The 17,021-nt window shown below is 38.1% G+C and carries 20 protein-coding genes; 14 read left to right on the top strand and 6 right to left on the bottom strand.

Annotated features, from left to right (window positions below; all coding sequences use genetic code 11):
• Nucleotides 1-175 precede the first annotated feature (175 nt).
• The 4 genes from DTA23_RS20635 (at nucleotide 176) to DTA23_RS20625 (ending at nucleotide 3,470) form a co-directional block, all read left to right on the top strand.
• Entirely contained in the window at nucleotides 176-1,207 is a 1,032-nt protein-coding gene (locus DTA23_RS20635; protein WP_112375893.1) for an SDR family NAD(P)-dependent oxidoreductase, read from the top strand.
• 73 nt (nucleotides 1,208-1,280) lie between these two features.
• Nucleotides 1,281-2,246, top strand: coding sequence for an IS4 family transposase (locus DTA23_RS20630; RefSeq protein ID WP_218565429.1), 966 nt, complete (start codon nucleotides 1,281-1,283; stop codon nucleotides 2,244-2,246).
• A complete protein-coding gene (locus DTA23_RS27965) occupies nucleotides 2,246-2,521 on the top strand; it encodes a hypothetical protein (protein WP_218565428.1) in 276 nt (91 codons plus the stop codon). Before DTA23_RS20630 ends, DTA23_RS27965 begins: the two co-directional genes overlap by 1 nt.
• Before the next feature lie 124 nt (nucleotides 2,522-2,645).
• Nucleotides 2,646-3,470: a helix-turn-helix domain-containing protein gene (locus tag DTA23_RS20625; RefSeq protein WP_112375892.1), complete on the top strand. Its 825-nt coding sequence runs from the start codon at nucleotides 2,646-2,648 to the stop codon at nucleotides 3,468-3,470.
• Nucleotides 3,471-3,718: 248 nt separating this feature from the next.
• On the opposite strand, the gene DTA23_RS20620 is transcribed toward DTA23_RS20625, so the two are convergent.
• Genes DTA23_RS20620 through DTA23_RS20610 form a run of 3 tightly spaced genes read right to left on the bottom strand, consistent with a single transcriptional unit; the run spans nucleotide 3,719 to nucleotide 5,774 of the window.
• Entirely contained in the window at nucleotides 3,719-5,134 is a 1,416-nt protein-coding gene (locus tag DTA23_RS20620; RefSeq protein WP_146753155.1) for a TonB-dependent receptor, read from the bottom strand.
• Nucleotides 5,104-5,460, bottom strand: coding sequence for a TonB-dependent receptor plug domain-containing protein (locus DTA23_RS30075; protein WP_174890606.1), 357 nt, complete (start codon nucleotides 5,458-5,460; stop codon nucleotides 5,104-5,106). Before DTA23_RS30075 ends, DTA23_RS20620 begins: the two co-directional genes overlap by 31 nt.
• The gene (locus DTA23_RS20610; RefSeq protein WP_112375889.1) at nucleotides 5,421-5,774 is read right to left on the bottom strand and encodes a hypothetical protein; all 354 of its coding nucleotides are present in this window, start codon (nucleotides 5,772-5,774) and stop codon (nucleotides 5,421-5,423) included. The genes DTA23_RS30075 and DTA23_RS20610 overlap by 40 nt, the downstream gene beginning before the upstream one ends.
• A 701-nt stretch (nucleotides 5,775-6,475) precedes the next feature.
• Here DTA23_RS20610 and DTA23_RS20600 point away from each other — a divergent pair.
• Nucleotides 6,476-7,114, top strand: a complete 639-nt coding sequence (locus DTA23_RS20600) for an isochorismatase family protein (RefSeq protein ID WP_112375887.1) — start codon at nucleotides 6,476-6,478, stop codon at nucleotides 7,112-7,114.
• 210 nt (nucleotides 7,115-7,324) lie between these two features.
• On the opposite strand, the gene DTA23_RS20595 is transcribed toward DTA23_RS20600, so the two are convergent.
• Entirely contained in the window at nucleotides 7,325-7,666 is a 342-nt protein-coding gene (locus DTA23_RS20595) for a DUF4377 domain-containing protein (protein ID WP_112375886.1), read from the bottom strand.
• A 238-nt stretch (nucleotides 7,667-7,904) separates the two neighbouring features.
• Between DTA23_RS20595 and DTA23_RS30590 the strand changes: the two genes are divergently transcribed.
• Together DTA23_RS30590 and DTA23_RS20585 are read left to right on the top strand one after the other, a co-directional pair.
• Nucleotides 7,905-8,084, top strand: a complete 180-nt coding sequence (locus DTA23_RS30590) for a lmo0937 family membrane protein (protein WP_112375885.1) — start codon at nucleotides 7,905-7,907, stop codon at nucleotides 8,082-8,084.
• Nucleotides 8,085-8,122: 38 nt separating this feature from the next.
• Nucleotides 8,123-9,319 (top strand): GAF domain-containing sensor histidine kinase, encoded by a 1,197-nt coding sequence (locus DTA23_RS20585; RefSeq protein WP_112375884.1) that lies wholly within the window; start codon nucleotides 8,123-8,125, stop codon nucleotides 9,317-9,319.
• A gap of 70 nt (nucleotides 9,320-9,389) precedes the next feature.
• Here the strand turns inward: DTA23_RS20585 and surE are convergent, their stop codons facing one another.
• Nucleotides 9,390-10,124: a 5'/3'-nucleotidase SurE gene (surE, locus tag DTA23_RS20580; RefSeq protein ID WP_112375883.1), complete on the bottom strand. Its 735-nt coding sequence runs from the start codon at nucleotides 10,122-10,124 to the stop codon at nucleotides 9,390-9,392.
• Nucleotides 10,125-10,175: 51 nt separating this feature from the next.
• Here surE and DTA23_RS20575 point away from each other — a divergent pair, with 51 nt between their 5' ends.
• Both DTA23_RS20575 and DTA23_RS20570 read left to right on the top strand, forming a co-directional pair.
• The gene (locus DTA23_RS20575; protein ID WP_112375882.1) at nucleotides 10,176-11,084 is read left to right on the top strand and encodes a diacylglycerol/lipid kinase family protein; all 909 of its coding nucleotides are present in this window, start codon (nucleotides 10,176-10,178) and stop codon (nucleotides 11,082-11,084) included.
• Between the two features lie 61 nt (nucleotides 11,085-11,145).
• Complete coding sequence (locus tag DTA23_RS20570; protein ID WP_139145015.1) at nucleotides 11,146-11,412, top strand: hypothetical protein; 267 nt, start codon at nucleotides 11,146-11,148, stop codon at nucleotides 11,410-11,412.
• Nucleotides 11,413-11,504: 92 nt separating this feature from the next.
• Here DTA23_RS20570 and DTA23_RS20565 read toward each other — a convergent pair whose 3' ends face one another.
• Nucleotides 11,505-13,523: a transporter-like protein gene (locus DTA23_RS20565; RefSeq protein WP_070566846.1), complete on the bottom strand. Its 2,019-nt coding sequence runs from the start codon at nucleotides 13,521-13,523 to the stop codon at nucleotides 11,505-11,507.
• A gap of 194 nt (nucleotides 13,524-13,717) precedes the next feature.
• On the opposite strand from DTA23_RS20565, the gene DTA23_RS20560 reads away from it, so the two are divergent.
• The 5 genes from DTA23_RS20560 to DTA23_RS20540 all read left to right on the top strand — a co-directional run bounded on the left by DTA23_RS20560 (nucleotide 13,718) and on the right by DTA23_RS20540 (nucleotide 16,840).
• Entirely contained in the window at nucleotides 13,718-13,921 is a 204-nt protein-coding gene (locus DTA23_RS20560; RefSeq protein ID WP_046675125.1) for a hypothetical protein, read from the top strand.
• A gap of 5 nt (nucleotides 13,922-13,926) precedes the next feature.
• Nucleotides 13,927-14,289 (top strand): VOC family protein, encoded by a 363-nt coding sequence (locus tag DTA23_RS20555; protein WP_172462473.1) that lies wholly within the window; start codon nucleotides 13,927-13,929, stop codon nucleotides 14,287-14,289.
• 86 nt (nucleotides 14,290-14,375) lie between these two features.
• Nucleotides 14,376-15,176, top strand: coding sequence for a 3-keto-disaccharide hydrolase (locus DTA23_RS20550; protein WP_070566848.1), 801 nt, complete (start codon nucleotides 14,376-14,378; stop codon nucleotides 15,174-15,176).
• Nucleotides 15,177-15,355: 179 nt separating this feature from the next.
• Nucleotides 15,356-15,733, top strand: coding sequence for a nuclear transport factor 2 family protein (locus tag DTA23_RS20545; RefSeq protein WP_239468820.1), 378 nt, complete (start codon nucleotides 15,356-15,358; stop codon nucleotides 15,731-15,733).
• Between the two features lie 321 nt (nucleotides 15,734-16,054).
• Nucleotides 16,055-16,840: a DKNYY domain-containing protein gene (locus DTA23_RS20540; RefSeq protein ID WP_204990996.1), complete on the top strand. Its 786-nt coding sequence runs from the start codon at nucleotides 16,055-16,057 to the stop codon at nucleotides 16,838-16,840.
• Nucleotides 16,841-17,021: the final 181 nt, after the last annotated feature.

Raw genomic sequence — 17,021 nt, 5'->3', positions numbered from 1 at the left:
AAAAGAAAAAGATTAGATCCCCCAAAATCGTTCAAAACCTGTACAAATCAATTGAATGAGTTGTTCGCCTAATATTTTTCATTGATCTTTTAAACAAAGTAAGTTAGGACGTCTAAACAAAACCCTGCGTCAAAATCCCTCCTACCTTTGTCTTAACAAAATCAAATTTTTAAAAATGAAAGCAAACAATTATCAAGGGGCATTACAGAAACCAATCGGTTCTGACTTCACAGCAAAATCTACTTCCGAGGACGTCATTAAAGGAATTGATCTAAGCAATAAAATCGCAATTGTAACGGGAGGTAATACGGGAATCGGACTTGAAACTACCAAAACGCTCGCTTCTGCCGGTGCAACTGTTATCGTTCTTGCAAGAAACGTTGAAAAAGCAAAAGTAAATTTAGCAGGTATAGTAAATATCGAAATCGAAGAAGTGGATATGATTGAACCAGCTTCTATTGACAGATTTGCTAGAAAATTCATTTTATCAGGCAGACCACTTCATTTACTAATCAACAATGCCGGTATTATGTGGGTCCCTTTGCAGCGTGACCAACGTGGAATTGAATCGCAACTAGCGACAAATTATTTAGGGCAATTTCATCTTACAGCTAGACTGTGGCCCGCATTAAAACAGGCGGGTGCTGCACGAGTTGTCAATGTATCTTCTCTTGGACACCATAATTCTTCCTTCAATTTTGAAGATCCAAATTTTGAAAATCGCGAATATGAAACTCTTCAGGCTTATGGTCAATCAAAAACGGCAAGCAATCTTTTCACTTTAGAGCTAGATAACCGAGCCAAAGATTTTAATATAAGGGCGTATTCTTTACATCCCGGCTCGATCGGAGGTACAGAATTGGGGCGGGATGCAGACCCGGAACAATGGAGGAAGTTAGGATTTTTAGATGAAAATGGAAATATACACCCAGCGATAATGGCTGCATTGAAGACCATTCCACAAGGTGCTGCGACTACGGTTTTTGCAGCGACCAGTCCGTTATTAGATGAAATAGGCGGTGTATATCTGGAAGATAACGATATCGCAGAGTTGCTACCAACAGATCCTTTAATCCCAACCCATACAAAACTGCATCAGAACGGTGTCCAACAATATTCATTGGATAAAGATTCAGCAAAACGCCTTTGGCACCTTAGTGAAGAAATGATCGGAGTAAAGTTCAATATCGACTCACTTGCGTCCTAAACGTTTAAAAAGTGGCGGTGATTGGATATAGCAAAGTTGCTATATTTAAATTGCAAAATTATAACACACCGCCATGATAAATTTAAATGTTTTTAGTCAGATTTTATCTCTTATCGACCGCGAATTATTCAAAGATTTGGTTTCAAAGCACAAAAGTGACAAACATCAGAAAGGGATCAACAGCTGGACGCATCTAGTCAGTATGCTTTTCTGTCATTTTTCCTCGGCAGATTCGGTTCGTGATATTAGTAACGGTCTACGCAGTACCACTGGTAATCTGAACCACTTAGGTGTAGTAAGAGCTCCAAGTAAGTCTAATATATCCTATATCAACACACACCGTACCCATGAACTTTTCAAAGATCTTTACTATTCTGTTTTGGATAGGCTTTGGCAAAAGGACACCCATTTTCGCAAAGATCTTGGTCAGCTAAAGCGTAAAGTATATCTGATGGATGCAAGCATCATCCCCTTATGTCTATCTGTATTTGACTGGGCAAAGTTTCGCAGCACCAAAGGTGCCGTAAAGCTGCACACTGTCTTGGATTATGATGGCTGCCTACCTGTTTTTATGCAGATTACCGATGGAAAAGTACATGAGAGCCAGCGAGCCGGTAGTTACAGTTTTTCCAAGGGAAGCGTGGTGGTAGTGGACCGTGGCTACGTGGATTACAGCTGGCTTGGGGATTTGGACAGCAGGGGGTGTTACTTCGTTACCAGGAGTAAAGTTAATATGAAGTACAAGGTTATCAAGTCCTATCAGAGTGAAGCACTCATGGAAAAGGGGATCCTTAAGGATGAGCTCATTGAGCTATCCGGTGCTGCCTGCAATAAATACAATTCTAAACCGCTACGCCTAGTCCACTTTTGGGACAGCACTACTGGCAATGAGTACCACTTTTTGACCAATAATACGAAGTGGAAGGCTTCTTTGGTGGCAAACATCTATAAACAACGCTGGCATATCGAAGTCTTCTTCAAGCATCTAAAGCAGCGCTTAAAAGTATCGACATTCATAGGACTTCTGAAAATGCAGTGATGATCCAGATCTGGACTTCACTCATTGGCATATTACTGTTAAAATACTTGCAAAAAAAAGCCAAATATGACTGGAACCTGTCCAATCTGGTCGCATTCATCAGAATGAATATCTTCGTGAAAATAAACATCTGGCAATGGATAGATGATCCCTTTCTCAGGCCGCCTATAAAAGGAAAAAAAGGAACAGCTAAAGATCTTCGCAGATTGAAAAATAGGGGTCAATATCGAAATGATGAAAAAAGCTATGCTTGTACCACAGAAATCCAATCCTAAAATTTATTTAGGACAGATGTGATATCGACTAATATCCAAACGGCTTACGATAAAAGATTTAGCTATTAATTTTTTATATTTATGTCATCACAATGCCTTTAAAGCCGAACAGAAAATTCGAATCATGGAGTATAAAGCAAAATATATAACAGATGATATTAAGCTATCCTGTTATGAGGATAAGTTTTTCAAATCGGATATCAGTTTCGAGTGCCATATGTTAATCTGGTTTATTTCCGGCGAAACAAAAATTGTACAAGCCGATGCTACTTACGTGTTTAAAAAAGGTGATATTTTTCTAATTCCAAGAAATCAGTTAGCAACAATTATCAACTACCCAAAAGATGGACAGCCTCACAAAACGGTCGTGATGCACTTAACGAGTGAGAAGCTAAAAAATTTCTATGCAAATCTGACCATAGAGCCTTCTGCTCGAAAATCGGAAAAGATATACAGCTTTAACAATCATCCTTTACTGGAAAGCTGTCTTTCCTCATTGATTCCTGATTTTGAACTACAGAAACTGCCCGAGAACATTGCCTCCCTGAAAATCACGGAAGCAATCAGTATCCTCCGGGCGATAGATAAAGAAATAGATCCTATTTTGGCTAACTTTGAAGAACCCGGCAAAATTGACCTGGCAGGCTATATGGAAAAGAACTTTATGTTCAATTTATCGCTGGAAAAATTCGGTTATCTGACAGGACGAAGTTTAACCACCTTCAAAAGGGATTTTAGCAAGATTTTCAACCTCACACCGCAGCGATGGTTAACAAAAAAACGATTGGAGCTAGCACACTATCAATTTGTTGAAAAAAGAATGAAACCAATCGAAGTTTGTTACGCGGTAGGATTCGAAAATCTTTCACATTTCTCCTATGCGTTTAAAAAGCATTTTGGTTACACGGCCTACCGATCTGCTAGCATCGGGACTTTGAAAAAATGTTGAATAGGTCTAATAGCGAATTTCATTCCGGATACATATTAAGCATTTGAAAACGTTGAATACAAATCATAGCGAGCGCAAGCTTATCTCAAAGGCCACCTATCATCGTGCAGACTGAAAACTCATATATATCAGCTAGCACAGATGAATCCAACTCTTATACGTCTAATGCGAGCAGCTTATAATACCTTCGAATCAATTCTATTTTATGAATTTTATTCCAGTTGCAATATAGAAATTACGATAAATAATTACAGATCCAATTGAATACCTAAATTTGCTATTGTCCCGCTTCCTTTTACATAATAACGGCCTTCATTGGTGGCTCCTCTCACCTCCGCGTGCAGCGGGAAGTAATCATTATTTAGGATATTATTAACTGAAAAAATGAAAGCTAGATTCTTTAATTTATAGCGCGTTTGGAAATCCATCAGCCCATAGCCCGAAATCGGGTATTTGCCATAATTATATTCAGAAGGTTGAAAAACATCGCGTTTACCCAAATGTAAATATTGGAGATAGACGTTCCACCGATCTGTCAATTTGAAATCGGCATTAATATTTATTTTAAAAGGCGAAATAATGGAGTTGTCCAATTTATCCTTATACTTTCCCTCATTTTTCAAATCTTGCCTACCATCCATGTACCCGAGTATAGTACCAAACTTGAACCAGTCAACAGGAGTAATATCGACAACAAACTCCAAACCGTAAATACGTTGCGGCACTTGAATCAATTCATAATTACCAGGTGTTGACGTTTCTGCGAACGTACTGCCTTTTTTGGAGGAGCTATAATACCCTGTCAATTGGTAGCTCAACATAGAATAGGTCCCGTTTAGACCCAACTCAACGTTATTGACAACTACTGGCTTCGGATCGATTTGACTCAAAGGTACTCCATTTCGCAATACAAGCCCCACATCGCCGATAGAATATCCTTGCGAAAATGAAGCAAAGGGCTGTAGGTATTTCAATTTATTATACCTTCCTGCCAAATTGAATACAAATGCATTTGAATTGCTCTTGTCTCCCGGAGTGACTTTCCCTGCTTTTGTCAGATCCCCTACCTTAAAATCCAAGTTTTCGTACCGCACACCACCTTTCACTATCCAGTAATCGGCGAGATTAAATTTACTTTGAAGATATAAAGCCCCACTTTTCATGTTCATATCGGGTGTCACTAATTCATCGCTCAACGTTTTTTGAACCGTGTGATCTTTTAAAAGATCTACTCCATAAATTAAGGTTACTTTATTGTTGTTGGATAGATCAAAGGGCGTACTGAAATTTAGTCTAGCTCCCTTATGATCTGAATAGGTTTGGTTGTAGGTTTCAAATACCGTGTTCATATCTTCATAATACAGACTCATATTTGCTGAAGTCCGACCAAAGTTGCCATCATACTTTACATGAAAAGCTTTATTGTAAGGTGTTCCGCCATTAATCACTGTATCTGAAGGGATCCCAATAGCGGGTTTACTTCCAAACTCCCCCTTAGTGCCGACGTATTTACTATCCTGAACACTTCTATAATAGTTACCCATCAATTCAATGCGATGATTATCGTTAATCTGATAACCGATCTTCGCCAAGGTATTATAACTTTTTGTCTCGCCCAGACCATAAAATGGACTTACAATGGTGCCATCAGAGCTGCGGACCACGCCGGTTCGCGCATCTTTCCTTGCACGACATAATCAAACTTGTTTTGCGATCCCGAAAATACTTGTGCCAAATTATACCCATATGTTTCACTTGGTTTGACCAAGCTTAGGGAATTATTTAAAGAGGTTGACGAATGAAAACTCTTGTCTATCTTTGGCTTCTTTGTAATGTAATTAATTATACCACCGGCGGCACCATTTCCATACATTGCAGAGGCACCGTTGATGACTTCGATATGGTCAATTGCGCTAGCATCAATCGTCTTCATATCTCTTCCGCCATTTCTTAAAGGAGTAGATTGAGGAATCCCATCGATAAGTACCAAAAAATTCCGACCACGTATTTTAGCGATGAAGTTGTTTGGCTTTCCTCACTTGGAGAGATACTTGGCACTTTCTGCATTAGGATATTGGGTAAGTTGTCATTTATCAGACGCTGATCTTCTAAGGTCTTACCTCCGATATAGGTAATTGACGATGGTACTTCGTCTATGCTTTCAGCCAATCTGCTCGCCGTCACGACAACTTCATTCAAATGATTACTTGTTTGTTCCATGACAAAGTCCGGAAGCTCCAGAATTTCCCCTTCCAGTGCGATCTGCGATCTGATTTCTTGAAAACCAATATGCTTTACGGTCATGGAGTGAATTCCTTTAGGAATCTTTGAAAAAATAAATTCCCCTCATTATCAGTCTTGGTACTATTTATCCCATCAATATTGATATACACATTGGACAAACCTTTCCCCACGGAATTTTTCACTTTGCCCTTAATTATCCTGGTTCTTGACCATGACCATTTTTCTTAACAGTCATCGGTTTTTCCATGGAAAAACTTATTGCTGGAATTATAGAAAAACTTAAAACCAATAGACTACTAGCCAATATTGTCTTCTGGGTAATAAACCAAGATCTTGTTGTTTTTTTCACGTATTTAAGGTGTTTAAAAAATCATTTGCCCTGTCTGCATATTGATGTCCTTCTATTTCCAAACCTTGCTATCCTGGAAATACTGCTTTGCAAAAAGACATAATTACTATTTAGACTAATTATTATTAGCGGCAAATATAGTAAAGTTGGGAAATACTTAAAGCTAAAAATTTAGAATAATAAGCGATCGAATAACTACATCGATTATTCCATTAGGATGCAGAATGATAATAGCAGCAATAAATCTTAATGTACATTATGTTTTATGCTTGTTGTACTCCATTTTTTGCTGCTTCAACAGTCCCTAACTTTATCAAACAAAAGAAAACAGGTTCCTCTAGGTCAGATTTCATGAATACCGGAAACATTGACATTATAAAAAATTAGTATTAACATTTTAAATCTTAAAGTCATGGCACTTACAACAAGAATCAACGCGGACGATGTAGCGTTTTTATTGATCGATCACCAAAGTGGTCTATTCCAGACAGTAAAAGATATTGAAGTACCTACATTGAGAAGTAATGTAGTCGCTCTTTCACAGGTCGCCGCTATTGAAAACATTCCTGTTATTACAACTGCTTCAGAACCAAAGGGTCCGAATGGTCCATTGATGCCAGAAATCCACGAAAATGCCCCACATGCACAATATGTCGGACGTACTGGTGAAGTAAATGCATGGGACACTCCTGCATTTGTTGAAGCTGTTAAAGCTACTGGTAAGAAAAAATTGGTTATTGCAGGTGTATTAACAAGTGTTTGTGTGGCGTTTCCTGCCATTTCAGCAATTTCGGAAGGTTATGAAGTTTTTGCGGTCATTGATGCTTCAGGCGATATGAGTCCATTATCAACACAAGTAACAATTTCTCGATTACAGTTGGCAGGCGTTATTCCCATTACGACCACAGCTGTAATTAGTGAAATATTAAAAAGTTGGAAACATACGGACGCTGCGAAATATGCACATGCACTTTCCTTGGTGATGCCTAATTATCAAGCTTTAATAGAAAGCTATTATAAAGCACAGGAAGTCGCACTAGAAAGCAAATAAGTATTTTTATTTTGTTTAACCATCTGCGGGATCGCTTTTACATAAGCTTATTCCGTAGATTACCTTCCGTTTAAAAAAAGCGTATCATCCGTTTTCATCACTTTTACCCTTTTCCTAAAGGAATAAAGGTCTTTTCCGTTTGGCAGTCTGGATAAGAAAATAAAAAAGTCCCAATCTCTCAAAAAGGGACTTTCTTAGTATATAATCAAATTACTTTTTTGTTTTTGACACTTGAGTTATCAGTGTATATTGCTGAGATGAACCATCAGCAGGAGGATTTCTGACCTCTTCGACCTTTACTTTGATCACATATTCATATCCTGATTCGTAGTTAAATCCCTGGATATTTCCATAAAAATATTCCCAGTTATCTGATTCTTTCGCCTTAACCTGCATGCACTTCATTGGGCTTACACCTTCGCAATCAACCAACTGCGGTCCCACAATCATTATTTTCTCATTGCTTTCAGCAGAATTTTTGCTACACTGGATAAAAAAGAATAAAATGAAGACGGCAAGAAGCCCCTTGAGTAATTGGTTTATACGTTTCATAAAAGAAATTTTAATAATAACTAATATAACCATTATATATATTCTTTACTATACCTATTTTACGCGCATCAGTATTGCTTATAACAACAATATTCAATATCTTCAAACCTGATGATTCTTCTTAAAGCGTTTGAGTTCACTTAACACAGCTTCTTTTTAGTAGTTTTTCCTATCGCGTTATAAAATTACGAAACGATTCGCTGATAATATTGTTCTTCAATAAACAATCGTATTTAATATGGAAGATCTATTATATTTGGCAGGTATCGGTATGGTGATCATGTGGGCGGTCACTTTTTTAGGCGGATTCATAACTGAAGATTTTATTCATATACTTTTATTTTTTGCGATGATAGTGTTTATATTTCGTGCAATTAAGGGTTTTAACAACTCTAAGGTGCATCAACCTCAACAGTAAATCAAAGCTATTAATAAACCAATCGACCGGCAATAAAGATGACGATCCCAAGCCAATTAAATCAAAATCAATGGTACGATATGCATAAACAGAAGAGCGACTTCGACTCCTGTCAAAGAATTTTGGAGGCTTTATGTGGCCACACGAAAATGAGATATGGCATGATACGCAAGAAAGATGGCCGGAAATGGGGAAATTGGTGTGTTTACGATTATCATTCTCAGAAGATCGTCAATAAAAATAGTGAACACTACGTTAAAATATATCAGGAAATAAGGAAAGGTTTCTCCCCTATTTACATTGATGATACCGAGCAGTGTTCTGTCGACGAATGGACACAAGTTCTTCACGAATTCGGTTTAAAAAGCTATATCTCTTACCCAATTATTAACAAAAATAATTCTATTGTTGGGCACTTGAGTTTCATGAACGCTGAACCAGTACACTTCGACCCAATTAAATTAGAGACGCTGCTACCTGTTTGCAGTGATTTGATTGCAATAGATTTCAAAACCATTATTGAACGTAGAAATACGAGGAAAAAATTGGAGCAGGAACTTAATTATTCCAAAAACAGAGAACTTGTTTTATCGTCCTTGGCTCACGACTTAAATAATCCCGTCAGCATCGTAAAAGTGATATCACAATATCTTGGCGAAAACATTAAAGATGAAAGCCAAAAAAACTTAATAAAGAAAATACAAGAGGCTTCATCACGCGTCAAAGGAGTGATAGATGATATTTTAGATTTCAGTAGTATCCGTCTTCAAGACAAGCTAATTAGAATTAATGATCATTATCGCATGGATGCATTGATCAAGCAAATTTTATCTGAATTTGAAGTATTACATAACAGAGCACTAATTGCCAACATCAACCTTCCAGTTGATGTACCTTGTGATCATCAGAAAATGGGGCGTGCATTCACTAATTTAATTGGAAATGCGATAAAACATGGTAATCCTTTTCAAAATATCGAAATAAATGCATTCATTCAAAAAGAAAATTTCATTTTTAGTGTTACAAATGAGGTCTCCTATCCTCAATATTCGGATCTTAAAGATCTATTTAAACCTTTTGTAAAAGGAGTCAATAGTAATGGGCTCGGATTAGGATTGTTTATTGTGAGTGAAATAGTAAAAATTCATAAGGGAAAAATAGCCGTAAATTTAAAGGACAATAAAATAACTTTTAACCTGATGATCCCAATAGATTCAACTACAGTTGTTCAATAGTAAAGTATAAACCAAGATTTCGTATTAAATTTTCGGCTGTTACCATCGTATTTTCTTTTATTACTACCTATTATTTATGTTCGCCTGTCTCCCTTGCTGCAAGTTCATCATGTGCAGTAAGATCAAGACGTAAAGGCGTAATAGAAACCAAATTGTGTTCTACTGCCCAGCGATCAGTACCTTTTTCAGCAGGTTCTAATGGCACCACTGTGATCCAATAGTTTTTCCTTCCCATAGGATCCTCTCCGGGCACCACACGGCCATCATATAAACGTACTGATTGTCTTGTCCAGGAAAGCCCCTCCGGGTTGGCTGGAAAATTCACATTATAGAGAGCAGGGCCTTTATTTTTCAGTAAAATCTTCAGCACATCGGTTGTCCACGGATACAATCCTTCAAAATCCGGCTCGGTCTTTCCTACGGGTGTGCTCAATGCTATACCGGTAATACCGAGCAGTGTCGCCTGCTTTGCCGCAGCCAAAGTTCCGGAATGCCACATGGAATTGCCTAAATTTGGTCCCATGTTAATACCCGAAAGTACAACCTGCGTATCGGGAAACATATGTAGACCCAACGCCACACAGTCTGCTGGAGTGCCATTTACCCTAAACGCTTCAATATCCTCAAAAGTTATCGGTGCACGTCGGTAGCTTAAGGGCCGGGAATGCGTAATAGCATGTCCCATAGAAGATTGCTCCACATCGGGCGCAACAATCATTACCGTCCCAAACTCCTTTGCTGCATTTGCCAGTGCCGCAATCCCCGGTGAATAAATGCCATCATCATTGGTAATAAGTATATTCATAACTGTCCTTTTCTATGAAAACCAATCTCAAGCAGGCTTTGTTCAGCTTTTATGAAAGAACATGGCAAAAACATAAGGTTAGTACATAATCCTGCTGCTGGGGATGACTCAAACGGAGACAAAGATGAACTATGCCAATTGATTGAAGATCTTGGCCACAATTGCATTGTAGTAACCAAAAAAGATGCTGTCAAAAAAATCGACCCGCAGACAGACATCATTGCCCTTGCTGGCGGTGATGGGACTATAAGAATGGTAATTATGGCGCTATTGGAAAAAAAACTACGATTTAAAAGGCCAATCGCCATACTCCCACAAGGCACTGCAAACAATATTGCTATTTCTCTTGGTATTCCTTTGAACATTGAAAAAGCTATCGATCTCTGGAAAAATTGCCAACTTAAAAAATTCGATGTAGGAATGGTTATGGGGCTAGAAAGAAAGCCGTTGTATTTTATTGAATCCATTGGCTTTGGTGTATTTCCTTTACTGATGAAGAAAATGGATAAAAAAAATACAGAAGAGCTGAGCGCAGAAGATGAAATCAAAACCGCACTAAGGCAGCTTCGCAAACTGGTAGAAACATTCCGAGCTACCACACTAAGACTCACAGTGGCTGGAAATAATTATGAAAAAGATTGCATACTTGTTGAGATCATGAATATATCAAGTATGGGACCGCGGCTAGTTCTTGCTGCTGACGCTGCCCCTGGAGATGGACAATTTGATATCATCATTGTCACTGTCGATCAACGCCAGGAACTTATTAGCTATATCGATGGACTATTGAATGGAACCAACGTCGAATTTAAAATAAAACCTATCCGGGCTAGTCGATTGGCGATGGAATGGGAAGGCAACGAAATACACATCGATGATGAGCACAAGAGTTACTTCGGCCAACAATTGAAGCTTACCTCGCTCGAAGGTATAGTTGAAATTGTCACTGGCAATAAATAAAATATGATTTGAACCAACGATAATGGATCAAAAAATGTTCTTTTTTAAAAAACTCGTTAAAATGAACAGATCTAAAAACACCAAAGAAACGCATGTTGGCATGCTTGTTCTTATCATCGCAGCCATTCCAAACCCAGATCCACGGGAGCCAAGCCCAGACTTATCCGAAGCTCAACAAGAGGGCACTTCCAAAGAAGATAGAGATCCCAATACCAATCAATCGGGTATTAAAGATGATCGTACCCATGACAGGGAGGAAGCGCAAGCCGAGCAGAAAGAAAAAGATGATGAAGATAAACCTGATCTTTCGGGTGATATCAATGTCTAGATAGGGCCACATCTTCTGCTAGCTGTATAGGTGTTGCGCCGACCTTAAAATAGCAAGATTGCTCAGCTAACACTGGAAGAAGCTTCCCATTTTTAATTTTTTTGTGGTGGAAAGAAAAATAGTTTTGGATTTATTTTGAAATAGATCCAAACCGCCTTTCCCATTTTAATCAATTCTTTTGATGGAAGGTTCCTCGAGCGAAACGCTAACAGTAAGGAAAGGGAAAAGCTGACCATAAAATTAAAGAATCCTATGATACCAATCCCTAAAATGCCCCAAATCCATATATCAGTAGATAGCTCCATCCCATGACCAAATAGTCCCAATGCCAGATTCCCACTGGCGAATGTAATGTGCCTTATATCTAGATTTAAACCTAAAAAAAGTCCAACGGAAGCTGTCGTTCCCATAAAGATCCCAAACCAAATATTGGATACGATACCAGCCCATTTTTTTTCATAAAACGAAGCTAGTTTGTTTGTTTTTGCCTGGCCGAATATTTTTTTCAATAGGGGATGTTCTTGAATGCGGTAGTACACCGAGTTGTGTTTGTCTCGGTTTGAAATACTGCCGGCAATAATCCCGGAAAGAAATAGAAAAATACCGGCGATAGACGCATGCAAGATCAGCGGTGTTTTTATTGGATTAAGATCATTGACCAGATGTAACCACTTGGCGCTCGCAATATTGACCTGAAACAATTGTTGAATTACCCAGACAAGAAAAAGGCTCATCGGAAAAGCCATCACAACATTACCAATAAAGGCAATAAACTGAGACCGAAATAATCGGGCAAACAATTCAGCAAATTTCCAATAACGATGTTTGCTGTCCCCCTGTTCGGAAATCCCTTGCTCAATAGCGTTCACCAATGCAGAAGCTGTCATCGCAGGCTGTTTGGTTGCCAAAGTTGCACCAAGAAGATAAATAAACGTAAAGCCAATCGCATAATTCATGCTGTAAAGAAATGCATGACCAAATTCACTGCTGTGTATCTTACCTAACAATAATTTAACGATGCACATAACGCCGACAATGAGGCCTCCTCCACAGGCTGAACGGAACATTTTCCAATATTCCTGTTTACTTGAGGTAATATAATGCTCACCGGTCTGCGCAGTATGATGCGTAATTTCGTAGGCCAAGAGCTGTGTACTCTGTCCAACCAATTTGCGAATATTGCTTTTCCGGGAATTATAACCAATAAGTGTAGTGCCCAGCGCAATCGTCTTTTGCCTCTTTTCATCTGCATGATCGATGACTAAAAACGACAAGATTTCTCGGATCCTTTCCAGTTGTTGCCGCATACGTAAGAGCGATTGATTCACTTTGATGGAAATTCCAAAACGATGTGAATTATCGAAAGCCGTTTCAATATACGATTCGCATTGCTTATGAAGTACCAAGATTTGTTTATAAGAAAGATCATCCGAGGAAATAAACTTATATTCTGATTGTAAAATACGATCATTCAATTCGGTAAACTCCCGCATAATAGCAATAAATGGGCTATCAAAATTTTGAAACTCGGGTACCATCTTGTTTACGTCTGTTTCCATTGCACGCCCGGTAATACGTTGAACCAACAGTTCCAACCCATACAATATTTCGGTCATTCCAAAACCCGTTTTGTCATCGTAAATCGTTTCAAATTGACATACACGAAACAGCTCATCGAACTGATGTTGCGGAATCGCGGCAACCCAGTCCGCATCCCCAGGTTTGTAAAAAACCTGATTTAACAGATATTGTAAAGTAGACTTAGGTGGTTGAAAAGGCAAATACCGCTCGGTGATTCTTTTTTTTAGTTCATAAAAAAAATCTGCGTAACTAATTATACCGGTATCAGAAATCAATTGATCAAAATCTTTTTCAGCCAAGACTCTTTTGAGATAAAGTTGAAAACATTGGAGTTCTTCGGGTGCTGCTGTAAGAAAGCCCAATAAAAATTGAATATCAACCTGATAAAGTACATGAACATGCTTTGGCCGGATGATGTCCACGAGTAAAACCAAAAAATCAACGTTTACATAAGCAGGATCCCTTAATTCACCTTTAAATCGTCCAAACAAACTTTTTACCTGCTGCTCTTTATCCTGTTCTTTTCTCATAAATTATAAAATCCCTACTCTAGATACCAAATTTGCATACATTTTGTTTTCCTACTCACAAAGATTGGCTCGCTGAATTGTGTCAAATAGCCACTTGAATCAATGATTTTGGTCATTTAGCTTCCACTTGAAGTTTTATACTTTTACAGGTAAGAAATTATAAATCAACGATTAACTTGATATAAGAGACGAAAATGAAAAATAACAATAAAATGAAGCCTGCAAAATTATGTTACGAACATATCGGCGGAAAACTCGGCCAACTTTTACTAGAGGCTCTGATTGTAAAAGGCTGGTTAGCAAAAGCAGATCCTAGTGATAAAAATTTCTATATTACTGAATTTGGAGCATCTCAATTGACGGCATTTGGTATTGACCTATCGCAAATTAAATCCTGAACAAAATGAGTTTAATATTGGATTACGACAATTTCTTTCTACCCGTAGAAAATCTCGAGAAGGCAAAGGAATTTTATGGAAATCTACTTGGCCTAGGAACTAAATTCGATTTTTCGGATAAGGGAATGACGGCTTTCAAGATAGGTGACAATGAACCTGCAATCATTCTTAGTACATTACAACATACCAAACCGACGATTTGGTTTACCGTTGCCGATGTCAAGACAACATATGAACGGCTTAAGGAAAAAGGGATCGTATTTTTAAGCGAGCCATTTGAGATCATGACAGGTTTAGCAGTTGAATTTAACGATCCATCCGGAAACAAACTTGGAATAACAGATTATTCCAAATCAAATAAAGTGTAAAGTTCGGAGGTACCCGCTGAAGCAATGTGTAGTTTAGTGTAATATATCGTATCTTGCTATCCAATTTTAAACCAAACATCAATGTTATGCGAAGAATCCTTTACTCCATATTAGCTACCGGCCTTATTTTTGCAGGATGCGCAGGAATGAAAAGCCAGGGAGATAATACTGGCTGGAAATCATTATTTGACGGAAAAGACATCAATGATTGGTTTGTTAAAATTCATCATCATGATGTCGGTGTGAACTACGGAAATACGTTTAGAGTCGAAGATGGAATAATTAAGGTCAGATATGATCAGTATGATGATTTTAATGATCAATTTGGCCATTTATATTATAAAACACCCTTTTCTTATTATCATTTAAAGTTTGAATATCGATTTGTAGGCGCGCTCCATAAAGGTGCCCCCTCCTATACGCTTCGTAACAGCGGCGTGATGTTTCATTCGCAGGACCCCAGAACAATGTTGAAAGAACAGGACTGGCCTATTTCTGTCGAAATGCAACTTTTAGGAGGATTGAGCGATGGTCAACCCCGTCCTACAGGAAATATGTGTTCCCCTGGAACCAATGTGGTCTATCAGGGCAAAATAGCTTCCTCACATTGTTTAAATTCTACTTCGAAGACCTATGATGGTGATCAATGGGTTAAAGGGGAATTGATTGTATTGGGAGATTCGTTAATCAAACACATCATTAACGGAGATACCGTACTAGAATATTCAAAACCTCAGATTGGAGGTGGAACGGCCAATGGGTATGACCCCAAAATGAAGATCGATGGTAAGTTGCTCAGCAGTGGATTTATCGCTTTACAGAGTGAAGGTCAACCCGTAGATTTTAAGAATATATGGATTAAGGAGCTGCCTACACCAAATAAATAAGGAGCTAAAAGAAGGTGTAATTAATAATCTCAAATTGTCATAAGGAACTTAAACAGTTACTGTTCTCGTGGTGCATAGCGCGCAAAAAAGAAATTGTCTAATGGCGAAAGCTCAACAATGATTTAGTATTTTTAAAATAATAAACACTTAAAACAAAGATGGTAACATCAGATTTAACTATGGACAAAATAACAAAAGAAGATATTATCGAAGCTGAGAACCAGCTTTTTGCGGCTCAGCTAGCAAGTGATGTAGATGCTCTTGACCTCCTTCTGTACGATAGTCTGGTAGCAATTGCGCCAGATGGCCAAATGCTAACAAAAGAAATGGATCTAAATGCGCATAGGTCAAAGGCAATGATTATTGAACAAGCCACAACAGAAATCGATGCGATCAAGCTCGTGGGAGATACCGCACTTTCAGTCGTTACGATGACGGCCAAAGGTCAGGTTATGGGGGCACCACTCGAAGGAAAATTCCGGTATTTTAGAACCTGGAAACGCATTGACAACTCATTAAAGGTTATTGGGGCAAGTTTTATGCAATTACCCTCATAAATAATTGGTAATAACTAATTAAAAAAAGAATATGTTAGCACATATCTGCATTACAAAAATTAAAAAACGTGCTTTTTTTGTAGCTTGTATTTTTTCTTGTTTTCTTATCTCTTGTCGAAATATTGGCCAACCCGTCAATAAACAAAAATCGGGTTCCTATTTTATTGATTCGAAAGGGCAGATCGCTTATTGTCAGAATGGAAATTGGTTTAGCTTGGGTATTTCACAAATGCAGGCTGACGCCAAATCGTTTGAAGTCCTGTCAGAAGATATCGCCAAAGACAAAAATGCGGTCTATTTTCGTGGGATGCCCAAAAACTTGTGGACAAAAGTTCCTTTTATGTTGACCAGCAGATTCCAAAAGATCGTTTTCACGTTTATTATATCGATCAGGTCCTGGGCTTCCATATTATCGAAGGCGCAGATCCGAAGACATATGAAGCGGTTGCGGGTCATATAAACTGGGCACGCGACAAGGATCATTACTTCTATTCGAATGATCCCATAAAAGTCGACAGGAACACCTTTTCGTTCATCAACGATTACTTTCTAAAGGACAAAGACTCCGTATATATTTCACCTAATATCGGTACTTTTAAGGCAATTTTAGCCAATACTGGAAACGTTGAAGCGATTAACAAATATTACATAAAAATTTATGACACGATTTATTATCCGCCATTTCAACAGGGGTTAGCTGTTGTAAAGAGGCCATTTAACACCATTCACAAAATTCGTGTGCTTGATCAGGACCATATCAATATCGACAATAAAACTATCCTATTCAGAGGAAAAGATTTTAAATATGCGCATGTTGATGCCCCCTCTTTTAAATTATATCCTATTGATGAAGAAATTGACTCTTACGGAAGCAACTCCTATTCAAAAGACAAAAGTCACGTGTTCTTTAATCAGGAAATAATCCCAGGTGCCGATGTAAAAACATTTATACTCTTGGGCAATGATTTTGGAAAAGACACAAAAAATGTGTTTTATAAAAACCAGTTGCTTGAAGAAGTAGATGCAAGAAGCTTTAAGAAGGAAGGCGATTTTTATAAGGACAAACTTGGCAATAAGTTTAGTAGCCTTACAGGAAATAAGGTATAAAATCCATCATGGAAACAATTAGTCAGACTTTAAGCGCTATACATCAAACAACATTCTCTTCCTTCCTTGGGTTCGCCACAATCCGACCAATATAACAATTTCTTTTTCCATTACTTACAAATTTGTTAGTAACACACAAATAGCTGCTTGACACCCAGAAGCAAGTATTTGCCTTTACATT

The sequence above is a fragment of the Sphingobacterium multivorum genome, assembly GCF_900457465.1.
Classification (GTDB): Bacteria; Bacteroidota; Bacteroidia; order Sphingobacteriales; family Sphingobacteriaceae; genus Sphingobacterium; species Sphingobacterium multivorum.
The sequence above is the reverse complement of the archived record's forward strand: the minus strand, read 5'-3'. Positions and strand labels throughout refer to the sequence as shown.

Bases quoted from the DNA above. Each gene is read 5' to 3' on its own strand.
- DTA23_RS20635 (WP_112375893.1), top strand. From the start codon at position 176: ATGAAAGCAAACAATTATCAAGGGGCATTACAGAAACCAATCGGTTCT.
- DTA23_RS20630 (WP_218565429.1), top strand. From the start codon at position 1,281: ATGATAAATTTAAATGTTTTTAGTCAGATTTTATCTCTTATCGACCGC.
- DTA23_RS27965 (WP_218565428.1), top strand. From the start codon at position 2,246: ATGATCCAGATCTGGACTTCACTCATTGGCATATTACTGTTAAAATAC.
- DTA23_RS20625 (WP_112375892.1), top strand. From the start codon at position 2,646: ATGGAGTATAAAGCAAAATATATAACAGATGATATTAAGCTATCCTGT.
- DTA23_RS20610 (WP_112375889.1), bottom strand. From the start codon at position 5,774: ATGACCGTAAAGCATATTGGTTTTCAAGAAATCAGATCGCAGATCGCA.
- DTA23_RS20600 (WP_112375887.1), top strand. From the start codon at position 6,476: ATGGCACTTACAACAAGAATCAACGCGGACGATGTAGCGTTTTTATTG.
- DTA23_RS20595 (WP_112375886.1), bottom strand. From the start codon at position 7,666: ATGAAACGTATAAACCAATTACTCAAGGGGCTTCTTGCCGTCTTCATT.
- DTA23_RS30590 (WP_112375885.1), top strand. From the start codon at position 7,905: ATGGAAGATCTATTATATTTGGCAGGTATCGGTATGGTGATCATGTGG.
- DTA23_RS20585 (WP_112375884.1), top strand. From the start codon at position 8,123: ATGACGATCCCAAGCCAATTAAATCAAAATCAATGGTACGATATGCAT.
- surE (WP_112375883.1), bottom strand. From the start codon at position 10,124: ATGAATATACTTATTACCAATGATGATGGCATTTATTCACCGGGGATT.
- DTA23_RS20575 (WP_112375882.1), top strand. From the start codon at position 10,176: ATGAAAGAACATGGCAAAAACATAAGGTTAGTACATAATCCTGCTGCT.
- DTA23_RS20570 (WP_139145015.1), top strand. From the start codon at position 11,146: ATGAACAGATCTAAAAACACCAAAGAAACGCATGTTGGCATGCTTGTT.
- DTA23_RS20565 (WP_070566846.1), bottom strand. From the start codon at position 13,523: ATGAGAAAAGAACAGGATAAAGAGCAGCAGGTAAAAAGTTTGTTTGGA.
- DTA23_RS20560 (WP_046675125.1), top strand. From the start codon at position 13,718: ATGAAAAATAACAATAAAATGAAGCCTGCAAAATTATGTTACGAACAT.
- DTA23_RS20555 (WP_172462473.1), top strand. From the start codon at position 13,927: ATGAGTTTAATATTGGATTACGACAATTTCTTTCTACCCGTAGAAAAT.
- DTA23_RS20550 (WP_070566848.1), top strand. From the start codon at position 14,376: ATGCGAAGAATCCTTTACTCCATATTAGCTACCGGCCTTATTTTTGCA.
- DTA23_RS20545 (WP_239468820.1), top strand. From the start codon at position 15,356: ATGGACAAAATAACAAAAGAAGATATTATCGAAGCTGAGAACCAGCTT.